At 35.4% G+C, this 18,251-nt stretch carries 16 protein-coding genes; 6 read left to right on the forward strand and 10 right to left on the reverse strand.

Annotation, left to right across the window (positions count from 1 at the left end):
• Positions 1–31 precede the first annotated feature (31 nt).
• The 5 genes from ACUN24_RS16240 to ACUN24_RS16260 all read left to right on the forward strand — a co-directional run bounded on the left by ACUN24_RS16240 (position 32) and on the right by ACUN24_RS16260 (position 5,212).
• Positions 32–1,198 (forward strand): FecR family protein, encoded by a 1,167-nt coding sequence (locus ACUN24_RS16240; RefSeq protein WP_445563441.1) that lies wholly within the window; start codon positions 32–34, stop codon positions 1,196–1,198.
• Between the two features lie 486 nt (positions 1,199–1,684).
• Positions 1,685–2,539: a helix-turn-helix domain-containing protein gene (locus tag ACUN24_RS16245; protein ID WP_445563442.1), complete on the forward strand. Its 855-nt coding sequence runs from the start codon at positions 1,685–1,687 to the stop codon at positions 2,537–2,539.
• Positions 2,540–2,620: 81 nt separating this feature from the next.
• A complete protein-coding gene (locus ACUN24_RS16250; RefSeq protein WP_445563443.1) occupies positions 2,621–3,307 on the forward strand; it encodes a hypothetical protein in 687 nt (228 codons plus the stop codon).
• 46 nt (positions 3,308–3,353) lie between these two features.
• A complete protein-coding gene (locus ACUN24_RS16255; RefSeq protein ID WP_445563444.1) occupies positions 3,354–4,913 on the forward strand; it encodes a DHA2 family efflux MFS transporter permease subunit in 1,560 nt (519 codons plus the stop codon).
• A gap of 155 nt (positions 4,914–5,068) precedes the next feature.
• A complete protein-coding gene (locus ACUN24_RS16260; RefSeq protein ID WP_445563445.1) occupies positions 5,069–5,212 on the forward strand; it encodes a hypothetical protein in 144 nt (47 codons plus the stop codon).
• 559 nt (positions 5,213–5,771) lie between these two features.
• Here ACUN24_RS16260 and ACUN24_RS16265 read toward each other — a convergent pair.
• Both ACUN24_RS16265 and ACUN24_RS16270 read right to left on the reverse strand, forming a co-directional pair.
• A complete protein-coding gene (locus tag ACUN24_RS16265; RefSeq protein ID WP_445563446.1) occupies positions 5,772–7,073 on the reverse strand; it encodes a hypothetical protein in 1,302 nt (433 codons plus the stop codon).
• 47 nt (positions 7,074–7,120) lie between these two features.
• Positions 7,121–7,414 carry a hypothetical protein gene (locus ACUN24_RS16270; protein ID WP_445563447.1) on the reverse strand — a complete coding sequence of 98 codons (294 nt, stop codon included), beginning with the start codon at positions 7,412–7,414 and terminating at the stop codon, positions 7,121–7,123.
• A gap of 68 nt (positions 7,415–7,482) precedes the next feature.
• Between ACUN24_RS16270 and ACUN24_RS16275 the strand changes: the two genes are divergently transcribed.
• Positions 7,483–7,779 carry a hypothetical protein gene (locus ACUN24_RS16275; protein ID WP_445563448.1) on the forward strand — a complete coding sequence of 99 codons (297 nt, stop codon included), beginning with the start codon at positions 7,483–7,485 and terminating at the stop codon, positions 7,777–7,779.
• A gap of 381 nt (positions 7,780–8,160) precedes the next feature.
• Here ACUN24_RS16275 and ACUN24_RS16280 read toward each other — a convergent pair whose 3' ends face one another.
• The 8 genes from ACUN24_RS16280 to ACUN24_RS16315 form a co-directional block, all read right to left on the reverse strand.
• Entirely contained in the window at positions 8,161–8,589 is a 429-nt protein-coding gene (locus tag ACUN24_RS16280; protein WP_445563449.1) for a hypothetical protein, read from the reverse strand.
• Between the two features lies 1 nt (position 8,590).
• Positions 8,591–9,454 carry an endonuclease/exonuclease/phosphatase family protein gene (locus ACUN24_RS16285; protein ID WP_445563450.1) on the reverse strand — a complete coding sequence of 288 codons (864 nt, stop codon included), beginning with the start codon at positions 9,452–9,454 and terminating at the stop codon, positions 8,591–8,593.
• A 72-nt stretch (positions 9,455–9,526) separates the two neighbouring features.
• Positions 9,527–10,201 (reverse strand): M48 family metallopeptidase, encoded by a 675-nt coding sequence (locus ACUN24_RS16290; protein WP_445563451.1) that lies wholly within the window; start codon positions 10,199–10,201, stop codon positions 9,527–9,529.
• 1 nt (position 10,202) lies between these two features.
• Positions 10,203–10,502, reverse strand: a complete 300-nt coding sequence (locus tag ACUN24_RS16295; RefSeq protein ID WP_445563452.1) for a hypothetical protein — start codon at positions 10,500–10,502, stop codon at positions 10,203–10,205.
• Between the two features lie 14 nt (positions 10,503–10,516).
• A complete protein-coding gene (locus ACUN24_RS16300; protein WP_445563453.1) occupies positions 10,517–12,181 on the reverse strand; it encodes a type I restriction-modification system subunit M in 1,665 nt (554 codons plus the stop codon).
• A gap of 297 nt (positions 12,182–12,478) precedes the next feature.
• Entirely contained in the window at positions 12,479–13,795 is a 1,317-nt protein-coding gene (locus ACUN24_RS16305; RefSeq protein ID WP_445563454.1) for an McrC family protein, read from the reverse strand.
• On the reverse strand, positions 13,792–16,290 hold the full coding sequence (locus ACUN24_RS16310) for an AAA family ATPase (RefSeq protein WP_445563455.1): 2,499 nt from the start codon (positions 16,288–16,290) through the stop codon (positions 13,792–13,794). The genes ACUN24_RS16305 and ACUN24_RS16310 overlap by 4 nt, the downstream gene beginning before the upstream one ends.
• A gap of 25 nt (positions 16,291–16,315) precedes the next feature.
• Positions 16,316–18,133: an RNA-directed DNA polymerase gene (locus tag ACUN24_RS16315; RefSeq protein WP_445563456.1), complete on the reverse strand. Its 1,818-nt coding sequence runs from the start codon at positions 18,131–18,133 to the stop codon at positions 16,316–16,318.
• Between the last annotated feature and the right edge of the window lie 118 nt (positions 18,134–18,251).

Raw genomic sequence — 18,251 nt, forward strand, 5'->3', positions numbered from 1 at the left:
TTAATCTGACTATAGGATAAATACCCACCTTATGGAAGCAGGATATAACCGCGAACTATTATTAGAGATTGCCAATAAAATAAAGAATGGAAAGCAGACAATTGCTGAACAGGCTTATTATGATATGTGGTATGAAAGCTATGAGGACAGCCTGCTTGAATTGCCGAAAGGGTATGCAGCTAACCCGATTGCGATCCGCGACAGGATGCATGGAAACATTAAATCTAAAATAAGTCAGGAAACTATTGTCCGCCGTTTTCCGGTATGGATAAAAATTACCTCAGCAGCAGCCGCACTTATCCTAGTGGTTGGATTGTTGCTTTATATAAACCGCAAAATTACTCCGGCTAAGTCAACGCCGACGATCACCGCGTCATCAATTCTTCCTGGAAGCAATAAGGCAACACTTACACTTGCTGATGGAAGGGTAATCAGCCTTGATCAGCTCGCTCCCGGAATTATCGCAACAGAAAACGGTTTACAAATAACAAAGGATAGGGAAGGACGTATCGCTTATAACATCGCCATTACAAGTAAATCGGCGGCACTTGCCTTTAACTCTATTGTAGTTCCAAAAGGAGGGACCTACCAGGTTTCGTTACAGGATGGAAGCCGTGTCTGGCTTAACGCAGGCTCATCACTAAAGTACCCGGCAAGTTTTGCAGGGCAAACAGAGCGGAAGGTAGAACTAACCGGTGAAGGTTACTTTGAAGTAGCAAAAGATAAAGTCCATCCTTTTATTGTAAAAACCTGGGGACAGGAAGTCACCGTTCTTGGTACTCATTTCAATATTAATGCTTATCCCGATGAGTTAAACGTGGTTACTACGCCTGAAGAAGGTAGGGTTAAGGTTAGCTCTGGTGGAACCGATCTCACCATCAATCCAGGTGAGCGTACAGTACTCGTTTCTGAAGGAGATATGGAAGTACAGCAGGCAGATCTTGAAAGCGCGCTGGCTTGGAAAAACGGAAAGATCTATTTTAAGGATGCCGATATCAGGAGCATTTTGCGCCAGGTCGCACGCTGGTATGATATTGATGTTAGATATGAAGGAAATATCCCTACAAAGCTCTTTAGCGGAGGTGCTTACCGAAATTCAAACCTTAGTACCGTATTGAAGATTCTTCAGGAAAATAATATCCATTTTGATATTAGCGAACCTATTGAAGGAAAGAAACTCCTGACCGTGCGTTTTTAGACCCAAAGGGTGTAGAACTTAAAGATGTAATTGATTGTTGGTTAGGGTTTTGGATTGGGTTGCTATTTTTAAGATAACAAATGCTCACCTCTATTTTTTTGAATACTATATCTAAATTTAGCTGTATCAAATAACTAATAAATCAGAGCTTCCAAACCGGAGTTTTTATTTTAAGTAACCTGCAAATACTGTTTTTTTATCTTGGATCACTATGTACACGGTTTTAATGAGGTTACTTCTTATGATAATTTTTTGATGTTTAAGTCATGATGTTTTCTCCTATAGTGCTCCCGACGAGACAATTAACGAACTTTTTTATAGATGATTAGAAGCGAATTGCGGATTGGAATTCTCCTTTAGTTTGGTTTTCGGGGACCGTTAAAGTATCTGGTAGTTAAACGTTATGATTTTAAAGAGCGGTATACCTGCGCTTTTGTATATTTTACTTTTTAGCAAAAAAACCATTTTAAGGATTACTTTTACAGCATGAAGACGATTCCTTTACATTTACTTAAGGACAAGACCAATTTAGGTCTCCATCTAAAGTATTTTGAAAAAGGTGAAGTTTTTATAGATGACGAGGTGACCTCTGTTGCACATAGAGATGACCATTATATCTTTTTTTTACTGGAAAGCGGCTCTGGCTCGGTCATGATTGACTTTGTTGATGTTCCATTACCGGAAAAATCGCTTTATTATATCCTTCCAACTCAGGTCCACCAACGTATCCAGAATCAGAAAGCCAATGGCTGGTTTATAGCTGTAGATACCGCTTTGTTACCTCCTGAATGTCGCAGCATTTTTGAAAACACTTTAATATTGCAACAACCATATTTATTGAGCAAAGATAACTTCCAACAATTCCAAAAGTTATTAGGCTTGCTTCTCCTAAAATACAGGGAAGATAATACATCTCAATTTTATTTGATGTCGGTGCATTCATTGTTGCAATCATTCATCGCTATTGCTGCTAGCTGTTACAGTGTCGACATGGATACACAGTTAATCATGTCCCGTCCAATGCAGTTGAGGTCTCAATTCAAAAATTTGCTTACAAATGAGATACGGAAGGTTAAAAGTCCCGGAGCATATGCAGCTAAACTTAATATATCAGAAGCTTATCTTAGCGAGATTTTGAAAAAAACGACCGGCTTCCCTCCAAGTTACTGGATACAGCAGGAAGTTATTATGGAAGCTAAACGTTTATTATACCACAGCGAGCTAACGGTTAAAGAAATATCGCATGCACTGGGTTATACTGACCACTCTTATTTTTCCCGCCTTTTTGCCAAAATCACCGGTGTTTCGGCACTTACTTTTCGTAAGCAATACCGAAAATAATCCTATCATTACGCAAACACATCTATTTTAACAGACTGTAAAAGCAGGTTCCTTTGTAGCAATTAAAATTGTAACCAGGATATGCTCATTTTACACAACACAACAAGCGCCTTTGAAAATCCCATAAGGAAAGAATCAAGCGGTACCGCATTGGTACTGGATGTCCGTTTATGGCCCGGCTCAAATCTACTGGAGATTGACCTGCATTTACCATCTGTAAATATGCTGGACTGGATTGATATAATGCAGGTAACCTTTTGCATAGATAAGGCTTGCTTCTGGGACAGTATTCCTTTCGGATGGGATGCAGAAACTGCCACCTGTTCAATTCTGATAGACACAGCACAGGATAGCTTCGGCGCCAAATGGGCAACACAGCTTCGTCACTTAGACAAGGTAGCGTACACAAAAATCTGCTCTTATTCAGGGAAGCTGCACCCGTCTAATTTGATTGTTGGAATAGCGGATGGAAGTAATTTAGGCTTTCTACTGGCTTTACAGCAAGTAGTCAAACCTGCTTATAGATTTGAAGCTTTTGCGTTAATCAAAGAATCCGATACAGCAAAGTTATTTAATGAATATTTTAACATTAGTGCAACTACGGTAACCAGCCAGCGGGAGCTTATTTCGCTTGTTTTATCTCAGCAGTATTGCGCAAATCATACTTCTTTTTATCTAAGCGAAGAAATGCACCCCGACAACAATATCTGTAAATCCCTGGAAGCGACGAACTACGGAAACATTCATGTATTGCCCTTTGGTCGTTAAAAGCAACAATTTTTTCAAATAAAATATCACAAACCAAGAAAACTATATGGAAACAGGGTTTAGAAAATGGATTATTGTTGTAACCATTATAACGGCAACGATTTTAGAGCTGATCGACTCTACTATTGTCAATGTATCGATCAACACGATGAGTGGTAATTTGGGCGCATCACTTGAAGACACCGCATGGATGATTACATCTTACGCTATGGCGAATGTGATCATCATTCCAATGACAAGTTTCCTTTCTGATAAAATCGGCAGAAAGCAGTATTATATTGGCTCGATAATATTGTTTACCCTAGCTTCTGCCATGTGTGGTTTTTCAACCAACCTATGGGAGCTGGTGGCATTTCGCTTTCTTCAGGGAATTGGCGGCGGTGCGCTTTTATCAACCTCACAAGCCATCCTGTTTGAAACTTTTGCTCCAAAGGAGCGTAGCACGGCGGCAGGGATTTTTAGCCTGGGTATTATTATTGGTCCTTCCGTTGGCCCGGTGCTCGGCGGATACATTATTGATAACCTGAGTTGGCAGTGGATATTTTATGTTAATATATCGTTAGGCTTAATGGCAGGATTATTATCCTATATTTATCTTAAGCCCAGTAAGGCATCGACAGATAAACGGGGCATAGACTGGCTGGGCATAACCCTGTTAACCATAGGAATCGGTTCGCTCCAGGTGGTGCTGGAAAGAGGCGAGACTGATGACTGGTTTGCGGCTAATTACATTATTGTACTTAGTATTATTTCCTTTATTTCTATTGCTTTACTGATATGGTGGGAGCCGGAAACAGAGTTTCCGGTAATTAATTTAAGGGTGCTGAAAAGCGCGACACTTTCCATTTCTGCCGTGATGACATTCGTACTGGGATTTTGCCTGTTCAGTGCGATATTTGTTTTTCCCTTATATGCTCAGCGAATCATCGGCTACACGGCTTTTCAGACAGGAACAATGATGCTGCCGGGAACGCTTATGGCAGCAATGGTTTCACCATTTCTGGGGAAGATACTGCAAAGCGGTGTCCGGCCACAATATATTATTATTGTTGGATTTCTTTTTTCAGGAATATTCGGATATATGATGTCTGGTTCCAATCTGGAAACGGGCAGCGATTACTTTTTTATCCCGCTACTCTTTCGCGGACTGGGTAATGCCTTGCTAATTGTGCCTCTAACCATGCTGGCTGTTTCTGAACTTAAACCCCAGGACATTGCGCAGGGAGCTGCGCTAAATAATATGATGCGCCAGATGGGCGGTTCCTTTGGTATTGCCATTATCAACACGTTCATCGCTCACCGTGCAGCTGCCAATCGTACCGCATTAATTGCCCATGTTACACCAGGCGATCCTGCTACCCAGGAACGGATAAAATTGATTGTAAACAACCTGGTTGCCCATGGTTCCAGCTACTATAGGGCTACTCAGCAAGCAATATTTGCCCTTGAAAATACGGTAGTAAAGCAAACCTATCTGCTAAGCTATATGAATGCATTTCTGCTATTGGCTATTTTAAATGCAATATGTATTCCATTGGTGCTGGTTACCATTAAAAAGCGAAAAATTGAAAAGGGGGCTAAGGTGGTAGTGCCAGATTCGCATTAGTGCTAATGCATTTTTGAAGCCGGGACGAAAGGTGACGGCAAAGGATAGTTTATACGCTTCCTGTTAGCCCAAATGATTATTTCCGTGAATAGTCCTATAGAAGCCTAAACCAGTACAATAAAATTCGCTAATACCGGATTAACCTTTTATTACGTTTGCAGCATAAAAATCTTGAAAAATATAATAATAGAGAACGTTACAATAAAATTCCGGCAAAAAATCCAGATGGGATTAATGGAAAAATGAAAGCAGGGCATGTTGGATTGCGAACAACAGATTATGATGGATCAATTCAATGATAGGTAGAACAATATTATCATATGGTTTTTCTCCCAAAAATACAGTCTTTGCCCACATTTATAATTCTTGCTATTAGCCTGTAAACTTGTCCAGAAATTTATCAGTTGGCATTTCTAGGTTTTCTACAAGATATTACAGCAAGGTAATCTCCTTTTGCCATGCATGGCAAAAGGAGACTGGGTAAGCAGAAATGCGCACTGATGGAAGATTGGGGCTTTTAGTCATGTTCATGTTTCATGAACATTTTACTTTTGTGGACAAGTTCATTTTTCCGCTTTGAAGTGAACAAAGAATACTATATGCAGGACTGGAAAGGCAAATTGAATTGACTGGCCTCGATTATAATGTGCTTAAAAATGAAGTTCTTATAGAAGGGCGTATTGTTGATGCACTGGGATTTGGTGAATGGTTATGCGCCGCTCATTATCAGCCAGTAATACAGAAATCTGGATTTCTAAATAAGCACCTTATGCAATTTACTAAACAGTTCCGACAGAATCAGCCCAGTCTGGTAGATATAACAGATTACACGGTTAGTTGAGATAATGGTTTTAGCTGTTACCAAAACAAAGGCTTGGGTTCAGTTTTCCAAAAAATTATCCTGAACTCCTCTGAATGGTTGCCGTTTCCTATGGTATGGATGTCCTGGCCCTTGCCCAGGTGCAGCTTATGGAGCATTCCGGAGTAGGAGCCCACCCAAAGGGTCTGTTCGTCGTTGGAAATGGCCATGCCGCTAATGCTGGAGCCCAGATGGTGCCTCCATAAGGGTTTTCCTTCTTTGTCAATTGCCCTGATGTATCCGTGCGCATCGCCAAGGATATAGTAGGTGGAGGCTGCTACCCCTGAATAAACGCGCATCTGGTCATCCAATAGCGTAAAATCCCCGTTTTCTTCATAAGCAGGTATAGCGATGCCGTTCAGTTTGTCTGTATCTACGCCGATGCTGATCCCGTTGTAGAAATGGCAGGAATTGGTCAGCAGCTGGCTGCCGTCTTTGGAGAATAGGCAGTAGTGTGGGTAGGAGGATTGTGGTCCGATTACTCCAATCTGCTTGCCTTCGGGATCGAGAACGCGGTAATCGCTGCACTGATCGGCTGCTATGATGAGCTGGTTGTCGTCAGATATGGTGGCATTTTCCATATCAATGTTAGGGCTCCATTCCTCATCATCTTCATCTGCTACCGGATGGATCATCTGTTCTCCCTGGCGGGAGAGGATGAAGATGCCTTCAGCGGTGGTCAGCAGGATTTTTTTGCCGTCGTTGAAAGGGATCATTTCGGTAATGCCGTGACCTGAATCTTCGCTGAGCGTAAATTCTGCGATTATTTCGCCCTGCCAGCCTTGGGTTGTGGTAATTTTGTCCTTTACGGCAATGGCAAATACCGCTCCGGTTTTGGATTTGCCGATGGCGCGGATATTTTCATCCAGCTCCAGGAGGTCGCTGCCGTTTAGCAAAAAGGCCTGCCGCTGCTGATAAGGGGATCCGGTGAGGAAAACCAATTTTTGCCCTTCGATGAACTGGAGTTGGCAGATGCTTTGTGCGTTATTGTTCATCAGGCCAGTCAGGGGGGCATGTGCAGGTGGGAAATCCTGCCTGAATTGTTGAGTTTCTCCTTTTTCATTGGCTTCTTTTAGCAAGGCTATTACTGCCTGGGCAAGGTGTTCCCGATCATCGATTGGATCTTTGCCTTTCCAGTTGTCCCAGCCATGTTCATCTGCAAAGCGGACCATTTCATTTACGGCGCTGGCATATTCGGAGCCTTTTGTTTGCCATTCCTGTTGAATGTTGCTGTTTTTTTTCTTAAAGAGATTAAACACGGTATCGTTTTTTGTTTTTCTAATATAGAAATTATGCTTCAATGTGAAGTATTTTATTGACCGTTTTGCAGCCTTTGAAATAGTTTTCGCTATTTGCCCAGCGTGATTTTTCTGATGAAGTTATTTCCCTGGTCTGAAACATATAATATAGTTTGGTCAGGACTTAGTGCCAATCCCGCCGGATGGTTAAACGTTGCTGTTAAGGCGGCACCGCCTGCATGTCCTTTAATGCCTGGAACTGCTAAAGTAGTGACCATTCCTGTACTTGAAATTTTTCTGATCACATTGTTCGATGCATCTGCAACATATAGGTTGGCTTTCCTGTCCATCACGATTGCCTTGGGATTGTAAAATGTTGCGGCTGTGTGCGTAATATAAATCATCCAATCCCCCCAATATTGGACGATACCAGCGAAATAATGTGCAAAATTGCGGTAAATTAAACTGTGCTATGGAACCATTTGGCTTTGAGAAACTTCCCGAAATCATCCGTCAGTTATTTGAAAAGGTAGAACGGATCGAAGAAATGGTATCAGATCTTAATCCGGTTGATGACACATCGAATGATCTTTTGACTGTAAAAGAAGCAGCTGATTACCTAAAGGTTTCCTTGCAATCCCTGTACTCTAAAGTCTGCCTTACCACAGTGTCGCAGATTCGCTCAACTGTTATATTGCTACTCATTTCATCCTTTTTTGATGCATCTGCTGCAAGTCGACAGGAATTTAGACGCCTAAAACACCAGTAGTAATTCCCATAAAATAGTGGGCTATTAGTACTGTTTAATGTTTTTTAGTGTCGTTAAGTGTCGATAAGCGACATCATTTTACCCATGTTTTTGGGGAAAATTTGAGTCGCTCGAGCAACAAATGAGCAACAAAAATGCGAAAAATAGTGGTAAACCTCCAAGAGATCGAAGGAGGAATATTAATATAACTTATTAATAATCAGACTGTTAATTGTTGTAAGTTGTCGAAATTATTGGTTGTTTTCAGGGATTATTTGCCGATACAAAAAGTAACCTACCTATGATTTCCAATGAGTTATATTAAATTCTCTGAAAATTGTAGGATGGTTCGGTAGAGAATAGGAAGATATCGATAAATAAAAGCAAAATGAATGATATAAGTTACATACGATCACCTTCATACTTTCTAACGATCTCAAGTTGAATTTTCAATCCGGACAAAATATTTTTTGTTATAGAACTTGAAATAAATTCTCGAAGCTTGGATTCAAATTGATTACTGTAAACACTTTCGTATTTAGGTCTATTTTGTTTCGCAGTACCATATAATATCATGTCCACTGGATATACGTTTAGTAAGTCTTTCTGAATAACCTCGATTAATTTATAACTATAGTATCTCATATCGGGCACAATAAGATAAAGAGTATAAATTAGGCCAGTATTATCATCATTGTATGTTCTAGTAACATCACCAGAAATTATTTCATCTGTCGCCTCTAATAACTGTCCTGCATACTCAACTAAAAAATCAAAAGGAGTTTTTTCCTCTTGTTTTTCTTCTGAGAATTCCCAAATGCTTTTTTTCATATTAAATAATATTAAGATTAAATTTAATTGGAAGGTGATCTGAATGTCCGTAATTCAATAAACTTCCGCTCAATGTATAAGGTATTGATTTAACTAATTCATTTGTGGATATTTTAGTTATTACTTTCAGACTTTTCATATCTAATTCATTCATTATTTCTGGACTTAATATAACACCATCAAAAAGATTCCACGGATAGTCTTTAATGTCCTTTGGAACCCAATAATAAGTTCCAGAAATCTTATAACCACCGGTTTGGTAATCAAAATCACCTAATAAGTTCCACATAGGATTATAATAATATTTAACATCAAATGCTCTACCCTTTCTTGACTTCAAAGCAGTTATTAGGTGTTTATCATTTAAGGCATTAAGAAATTTAGGATGTAACATATTTGCTTCGAATGGGTGATAATTAAAATCTCCGAGTATAACAGTTTTATCGTTTTTTACCAATGACTGATATTCATCAATATGTATTCTTACTGGTAAATTATCTAAATCTTGATTTGAAGATGTCTTTCCAACCTTACTATAAAGATGGACACCAATTATATTAAACTCATTCCCATTATTAGTTTTAATCTTTAAACACTTGATCTTGTTATTTAGATAGGACACTGGATATGAATATGCTATTTTGGAATTTTTATTCAAAAAAACCCTCACATATTTCTTACCTTTTTCCGCTACAAATTCTGATATCTCATCGAAATCCGATAAATTAGTAATTGGGTACTTCATCGAACATTCTTGTAGAACTAATATATCAATTCCTTGAAGCATCAGCTCTTTATTTAAATCTGTGTAGAAGACAGAATTATTATTATTCTTGACATTCCAAGTAAAAAAGTTAACTGCCATTTGATAATAGTGGTATTATTGATTTGTAGGTTGCAATAAGTGGTTGTTAGGAAAAAAGGTGTACGAATATAACTAAAAATCAATTTCTAAAACATGTCCATTTTTTTTCAACCAATTCTTTGCTCTTTCATAATTAGGAACTTGAATAGACAAAATATTCCAAAAACGTGGTGTATGGTTCCCTTCAATTAAATGCACCAATTCATGAGCAACTAAATATTCTAAAACATACATTGGAGCCTTTATAATTCTCCAATTAAAAATAATGTTATTGTTTGGCGTACAAGAGCCCCATCGATATTTCATTTCAGATGTTTTAAATTCATTGAATTTTACCCCGAGATTTGTAGCATACATTTTTGCCAGTGGCTCAATTTTGGCAAGGGCTTGATGCATATACCATTTCTTAAACAGTTTATTTGCTTCTTCCTGATTATTTCTTGAAATTTTAAATCGTTGATTAAATTCGATTCCATCTATCAGTTCATCAGTTACAGATAACTGATAATTTCTACCCAAATAAAGAAGTGTTTCTCCTGATGTAAACTCTTTTGGCTTTGTAACAACTGGATATTTTTGAGTATGATTAATCTTTTCTTTTAACCATTGCTTTTTTGATTGTACTATTTCTTCAATTTTTTCTAATGACAAATTATCTGGAGCACGGACGATAATTCTTCGATCACGCTCAACAGTGATGTTAAGTGTTTTTCTTTTGCTGAATTTTATTTCGTACACTACCTCCATGCTAATATGCTATCATTTTAAAATGATTAGTTTTTGAGAGCTCCATTATTCTAGAAATCAATTCACTTCTTTTCTGAATGATATTAGGTAATTTATTAAAATCAGGAGACAGTAACATCTTCTGCAATTCGGCTTTTAATTTTGATTGTGCCGGAACGCTATCCCAAAATCCAGTTAGCTTTATTTCTGTAACTATTAAATTAAAGATTTGCTGTGTTAAATTTACGTTTTGGGCAATTTCAACTTCATTTAATATCCTATTATCGAATAATTCTGCTTTAAAAATACGGAATAAAGGCATCTGTTTTTTCCGATCTAAACCATATGTTTCTTCCTTCTCTCTTCTTCAATTTGGGTTTTAATTTCAGTTTTGTCAGTGATGGCAAATTCTTTGTATAGTTCATTTTTAGCTGCAAACAGAACACTACCATCGTACTTAAACTTTTTGCAAATGGAGTTTTGTACTGCGGCTATTTCAGCGATTGGAACACCACCAATTAAATGTGCTTTTACATCTTCGGGTTCCGGTTCTGGAGTATTATCAACGTATCTTCTAATGTTTAAGGTAAAATCGTTTTCTTCGATAGTTTTCAAATCAACTAATTTGGAGTATTTAGGTTCTTCAAACTTGGTGGTAAAAACATAATCTATTTTTTCGATATCTTCTGGTCGTAAAGAATTTTGTTTTTTTCCTTCTGCAAAGTCTTTATCTGCATTAATAAAAAATACTTTATTCTTTAAGCTGTCAGGTTTGTTCTTATTTAAAATAATCACACAAGCTGGAATACCCGTGCCATAAAATAATTGAGGTGGTAAACTTATTACACCTTCAATAACATTATCTTTTAACATCCCCTCTCTGATTTCCTTTTCCTTCCCACCTCTAAACAAAACTCCATGAGGCATTACAACTACAACTTTACCGTTCTTTTTACAACTTGCTAACATGTGTTGTACAAACATAAAATCGGCCTTTTTACCATCCTCTGGAGCAAAACCGTAAGGAAAACGAGATTTATATTTCATCTCTGCTTCTTTATAATTTTGAGAAAATGGCGGATTTGCAATTACCCTGTCAAACTGTAATAATTGACCATTTTTTTCATTCAAAGGTTCTTCTAAAGTATCGCCATATTCAATTGTATATTTTGAAATGTTGTGTAAGATGATGTTCATTTTACAAATTGCAACAACTGTAGGATCCATTTCCTGACCAAATAATTCCAAATTATTAGCATCTTGCCCCTGCTCTTCAATATATTGATGGGCTTGGATTAGCATACCGCCAGAGCCTGCTGTTGGATCATAAATCGACATACCTTGTTCAGGTTTCATCAATTGCACTAATAAGCGAACCACTTGATTTGGTGTATAGAATTGTCCACCTTTCTTCCCTCCCTCATCAGCAAAGTGCTTTAATAAGTATTCATAAGCAGCACCTAATAAGTCTGGAAATTCAAAATTTTCGTTAATTAATGCGGGAAAAGAGTTGAAGTGTTCCAGCATTTTGATAAGGTCATTGTTTTTTACAATTGCTTTTCCATCTACTTCTTTGTTAAAATTTATTCTTCCTTTAAAAATACCTGATAAAGTTTCGGAGTTAGAATCTTCAATAGCATCAAGTGCTTTATTAAGCATTTGACCGATGTTACTTTTTAAAAATTTTATTGGTGGTTGTGGGTGATTATTTTCATCAATAAATCCCTCATTCCATCTTGCCCTTTTTGGAACGAAAAAAGTATCTCCGTAGGTTATTTTATCTTCTAAAATTATTTCTAAAGTCTCTGCATCTAAATGAGCATAGTCTTTTTTCTTAAACTGCTCTCGTTTTTGTTCAAATACGTCTGACATTCTTTTAAGGAAAAGCATTCCAAAAATAAATTCTTTGTATTCTGAAGCATCCATTTTACCTCTCAAAATATCAGCTGCTTTCATAAGGAAGCTTTCAAGTTGAGAAAGTGTTATTTTGTCATTTTTCATTTGTATCCTTTACACCACTATAATTCGCATATACTCAAAATCCGCCAGACAAAAAAAAATATTAAACAACCAAATTTCTAACTATAGAAATGACATTCAGCTATTTATAGTCTTACTTTTCTCGCGATTCAGCAGGATTTTTTTAGATGCAAGCTATAAATTTTCTTCAGTAAAATAAACCCTTTTTTTAATTAACAAAAAGCTAAGATCACTAAGAAATTAATTTAAAGAGGATGCTTATTTAACCTATAAATAATAAGTTCTAATGCATTTATATACTTAAGGGGTATAATTACATTATTTCGCAAACAAAGGGATCAATTCACTAATTCTAGTTTCAATTATTTTATCAGCTGAATCATAATCATCGAAGCTGATATCTAAATTTTTCACATAGATGTTGATATCCTCAGAAAGCATCGCAGATGGAATTTTAAATTCAGCGTTATTATTAAGTTTACCAGCAATAAAAGGATATAAAAGTAAAACATCATAACAATTTCTTCTAAGGGCATAACTGATCATTTGGTAAAGATCTGATTGGTTTACCCCAGCTTTAAAATCATTTTCATTGTTCCTGATCTTATATTTTGTATCTATAATTAATTGCTCTTTGATATATATGTCGTTCCTAATCTGAAAGACTTCTTTTAAGTTATTTAAGGCTAAGAAGCTTTTGCTTTGTGTAACTAAATTAAGCCTTGGAAATTTATCGTTCATAAAGCCATAAACAAAATCTTCAAATACATATTCCATTGGAACAAGGAAACAAAAATTTTCGCTCTCATCAGAATCCATATCAATAACTTGATTAGAAAGGTATAGTTTACACAGATCTAATATCCTTTTATGATCACCAAAAAGTGAGTTCAAATTAACCTTATCACAATCCGGTGCAGAAAATGCACAATCTGATACTTCATCCAATAAAAATAAGACCTCATCTAGTTTTCCCTTGTTTATCCGATTTTGGCTTATTTTTAACAATCGCCTAGTAACATACTTTACAATTTGATTAAATTGATTATCGTAAATAAATGGTTGATGATTGCAATAAAAATTTTGCCATCTACCAGTTGCAAGATTTTTAATTGTGTAATTATTAAATGATAAACTCCCTTTGAGAAAATTAGTTTCTTCTTCTATTTTTTGATATGCTTGAAATGGCTGAATTGAAAGTATTTCTGCAGTGAAATTCGCAAAAACATAGATCATTAACTCTAAAAAATTTTCAAAGTCTATATTTGCAATATTGGCTGATGTAAATGGAAATTTTATCTTTCTACAATAACTTAACCAAAATAAAAGATTGAGCTGCCATTTTTTTGCATTCTCTTCTAACTCATATGCAAAAACTTTTGGATAAACTTCAATCCTTATGCCATCAAATTGTACAACACCAACATAATTCCTAGCAGATATTTTACCATCTATGGTAAAGTCAAAGAATCTTTGTTTTTGAATTTCCCGTTCTTTTTCCTCTTCTTCAGTTAGATCTTCAGATTGATTATATTTTTTCCTATTTTCCCATACCCCTGAAAGATACTCTACAAAAGCAAAAAGTTTATCTTTTTTTTCTAAAAAGGAGGTGCTTTGCCATTCGAATAATCTCACTCTGCAATGATTTGAAAGTTGTTATATAAATCAGGTGTTTTCAGTTTGATGTTTGCTTCCAGCAATATTTTTTGAATCATGCTTGCATTGTTCTGGCAATACTCATATAGTAAGGGTATTATCTTTGTATTGAAAACCTGCGTTTTTTCTGTTTCAGGAGAATTTATAAAAAAAGCGTGCCCTATAAAAAAGTCTGGATTCTTTTTCCAATTGTATATCGCCATATTAAGATCTAAAAGAATTTTCGACCACCATTCACCATCATGATATTGTGGATATAGCGCTTTAAATTCAAATCTTCTTCTCAAAGCGATATCCAAGAGGGCAATTGACCGATCTGCAGTATTCATTGTACCAACTAAGTATAAATTACCAGGTACACTAAAAATTTTATTTGAATATGGAAGATTAAGCCACATTTCATTTTTACAGCCTATTCTTTTGTCGTCTTCCAACAAGGTAATTAATTCGCCCAATACAGCAGAAATGTTAGCTCTATTTATTTCGTCTATGAAAAGAGCAAATTGCTTTGTTGGATCGTTTTTTATTGAATTAAACTTCTGGATTCTATTTTCGTATGAATCCTCATAACAATTCTCAAAAGAATCATAACCTGCTAGTTTCAAGGCTTCCAAACAACTATTATAAAAGATTCCTTTTTTTAATTCGAACTGTAAATCGCTAGCTTGTTCTTCAATCCCATCATCTTTTAATACAGGCTTTATCCCTTCAATGAAATCTTCGTACCCATACTTTTGATGAAAAGTTATAAAATTGTAGCGCAAAGTCTCTGTGGATTCACCACTTTCAATCACGGGGTTTCTAACGATTTCCAATAATTCTTCACCAATAATATTTAATAAGTCATTCTTTTTATCTTCTGCAATTGACCATTTACTTTCATTGTTTTTAGTGAAAAGTTTGATCGAACGTCTATATTTGGAAGCTAACTGCGTTGATTGATCATCTGCATAGGATTGTAGTTCAGACCAAGCAATGTTTTGCGGATTAGTTTTATTAATTGGATTTAATTTAGCTTTTACAATTGGATCTTGTATTAGATCTCCAACGCCTAGAGCAACCTTTGACTCATTTAATACGCCAGCAAGAACTTTCCAAAATGGATATGGAGAAAGTTTCTCTCTTAATATATCTTCTGGTTTTTTTGTAATGCCAGTATCCGTAAAAAGTGCTCTTTTATATTTGTTGAGTTCGTATGTTTTTCCGGTTCCCGGCGGGCCATACAGAATAGTATTTTTTGATGGGAAATTCATTTTTGATATACCTTGGGACTTAAAGTTAAAAATTGACTTTATTATAGGAATTGAAAATCTAGCCTCTAATTCCGTTACTGTCTTTATAGGAAGATCATAGCTTGGATTATAAGGAGACTTGTGCAGATCAATTAACCAATCTACATTGTGATATGCTTTAAATTCTATTTCGTCTTCATCTAAAATTGTTGCGGAAGATACAACCCCAACACCAATAATATCGTATTTTCCTGAAACAGCATAAATGACATCACCTATCTTAACATCTTTGAGAAACGAAATTATTGATTTTCGGTTATTTGTTTGTTTTGCATCTTTAGGGTCGTACTGGTCTAATTTTTTCAATACAAATTCATCACTAAAGTTATTTTCCGAAAATATATCGGAAACAACACTTCCCCAGCCAATTCTAATATTTTCTTCTTTTAACGCTTGTTTCCACATTTTACCTTTTTCACCAGGCTTAATAAGCCAAGATGAAATTTTTCTACTATCTATCTGATTTATGAGCTCCCCAATAGGATATTTCGAAAGAATTTTAGCCCTAAAATTATCTAGTAAAATGGAATTTTTATGGTAATTAAAAAAATCTAGAAGTGTTTTATAATTATCTGTATCAGTGTCAAAGGTTTTTTGTTGAACGAATAATTGCTGTCCTCTATCAAATAAGGCATATGATATCGCACCATTGTGAATTGAAAAAAATAACTGTTTTGCTGTAGTCTGATTGGGGTAAGTATTATTATAGATAGCAAACCAAGCATGATCATCTCCAGTATTTCTACTTCCATCAAAACCACTACATTTTATTTTTGTTTTATCTGATATCATTAAGTCGCCACACAGCTGATTCGATAAATCTTCGAGTACTTGATAAGTCGCTTCATTAGTCTGATACGTTAAAAATGGATATAAGATGGAATAAAGGTTTTTGTATTGGGTGTAAGCTTTTGGATTATTTAATTTACCACTTTCAAATTCTCTACTTATTTCATCTCTGTTTACCTTTCCGGCTACAAATTGAATTACAACCTTTTTCCTTATCTCATTGACGGGGCCTCCAATTGTGCTATTATATCGTCCATACAGTATTTTCTTTACTTCGAGAGGAATATTATCAATATATTCGAACAACACATTGGAATTTGTGATAGCATCATGAATAAATGTCGAAAATTCGCAAATTTCTTTTAATTGGTCTTTAAGTAGATTCCATTCCATAAAAGGAAGTTGTTTATTTTAAGGTTTAGTAAAAATCGAAATTACTAGTGTCGTCAAGCAAAAACAGAGTGTTTTCTAACACTTCTTCAGTTTCATTTTCTAAAACAGTTGAATTGTAAACTTCTAAAGGCAATTCTACAATTTCCTTTTTCTCCTTAATTTGATAAGGAATGAGTTGTTTGCTCAAGTCATAGAACTCTACATTTCTATCTTTTAAAATTTTAAAAAACATGTTATCATCTAATAAAGTAGGATTAGATGGTTTTAACCATCCCTTTTTCACACCCTCATATGCTAATAACCAATTTTCCGAAAATAATATGTCATCTTTAAGTTCAGTTTCGATTGAAGATATATTGGGACTACCAGTGACAAGAGTAGTATTGTTTATAATATCTAATAGTATTAAAATAGAAATATTGTCTTTCGAATCAATAACTCTATTTGCTGTTGCTTCTTCAATCTCAATCCCAAAAGTTTTAGCTAGCCATAAAGCCCATGATAGTTCAAAGTTATGATTGATTAAACTATGTTCATTTATTATAAATGTAATTAGCTCCTTTAGTTTTGAATTGGTTTCTACATCCAAATAAGATTTGTAGGTTAGAAGTATTCTTGTTACGATGTCAAGTATTGATGGTTCAATTAAAAAAGTTTTAAAAAGCAAATCTTCAAAAAGTTTCCAACTGTTTTTTGGTATTTCCTTGTTCCTAAATTCAAAAATTCTGAGAGCATACTTAAATATCCAATCAGCTTTTTTGGGACTTTCTTTTGCGAAACCCCATATTAGGCTGAAATAATGTTTTAGACTATTATTAAAATTAGTTTCTTTAAACTTAAACAGAAATAAACTTAGTGTAAATTCATTTTCAAAAGAAAAAGGGAATTCATTTATTTCAATTTTACCTTCATTTATTTCTAGTTGGAAGTCAGATAAAATCACTTGAAGGCCTTTTAAAATTTTATCGGCTTCATCTTTTGTAGATACGTATAAATAATAATCATCATAGTACCTACAAGCTTTTAATTTGAATGAAGAAAATTTATCAAAAAGCATAGAGTCAATTCTACTACCTATCAATTCTGATAGTATGTGTGAAGTATCTGGCCCTATTGGTACGCCAACAGACTGTCGTTCTTGACAATTTCTAACAGCCATATCTATTTGTTCAGATGTTTTGTAAAGTTTAGCATCTGTATCCCCAGCCGCAATAAGGGCATCTAGTTTCGATTTTTGTTGGAAATATTTTTTTGCTTTTTCTTTTCCCAATAATCCCCATGATATTGCATGTGTATATATAGTAGGATAAAATTTTGAAATATCAACCCTAACCTCAACTAATTTCCCTAAAGATGCTTTCAATAGGTCTGATCGAAAATCTGAAAGACTTTTACTCCAAGTCAAAATAGAGCGACCTGTAGCCAATGAATTTAGGACTGGTCGACTTTTTGAATAATTAGAAAGAGAATAGACATGATTAATGTCCGTCCAACTAGCAACTATTTTTTCTGATAATATAGAGAAATGCTTCGGATTTGGAATTTGAAGAAATCTTCGCGAAAATTTTCCTTTAGAAATTGAATAAGTAATGCACTTAGAGGAAGTATATTTTGAAATAAATTCATTTGCCAATTCTTTCTTTCTTGCTTTATATGCTGCATTACTTTCACTTGCTTTTTTAGCTAGTGGAAATGTTATCATAGAGATATCTGTATTTTCAACAAAAGTCTTGTTCCAAGCGGCCAATATATCTGTAATATCATCAGCCAATAACTTTGTGTTGAACGATGGTGGTAATTCTTTAGGAAAATATCCTTTTTCTATTAAGTCTTTTATATTCATGATGCTTCAACTGGCAACAGCATAAAAGCTCAAATTTGAAGCGCAGCAACACACGCCTAAATAGCGATGCAAAATGCACACGAAGTTAAGTTGTAGCTGAGAGCTTATTACCTATTTA

Source organism: Pedobacter sp. WC2501, assembly GCF_052682415.1.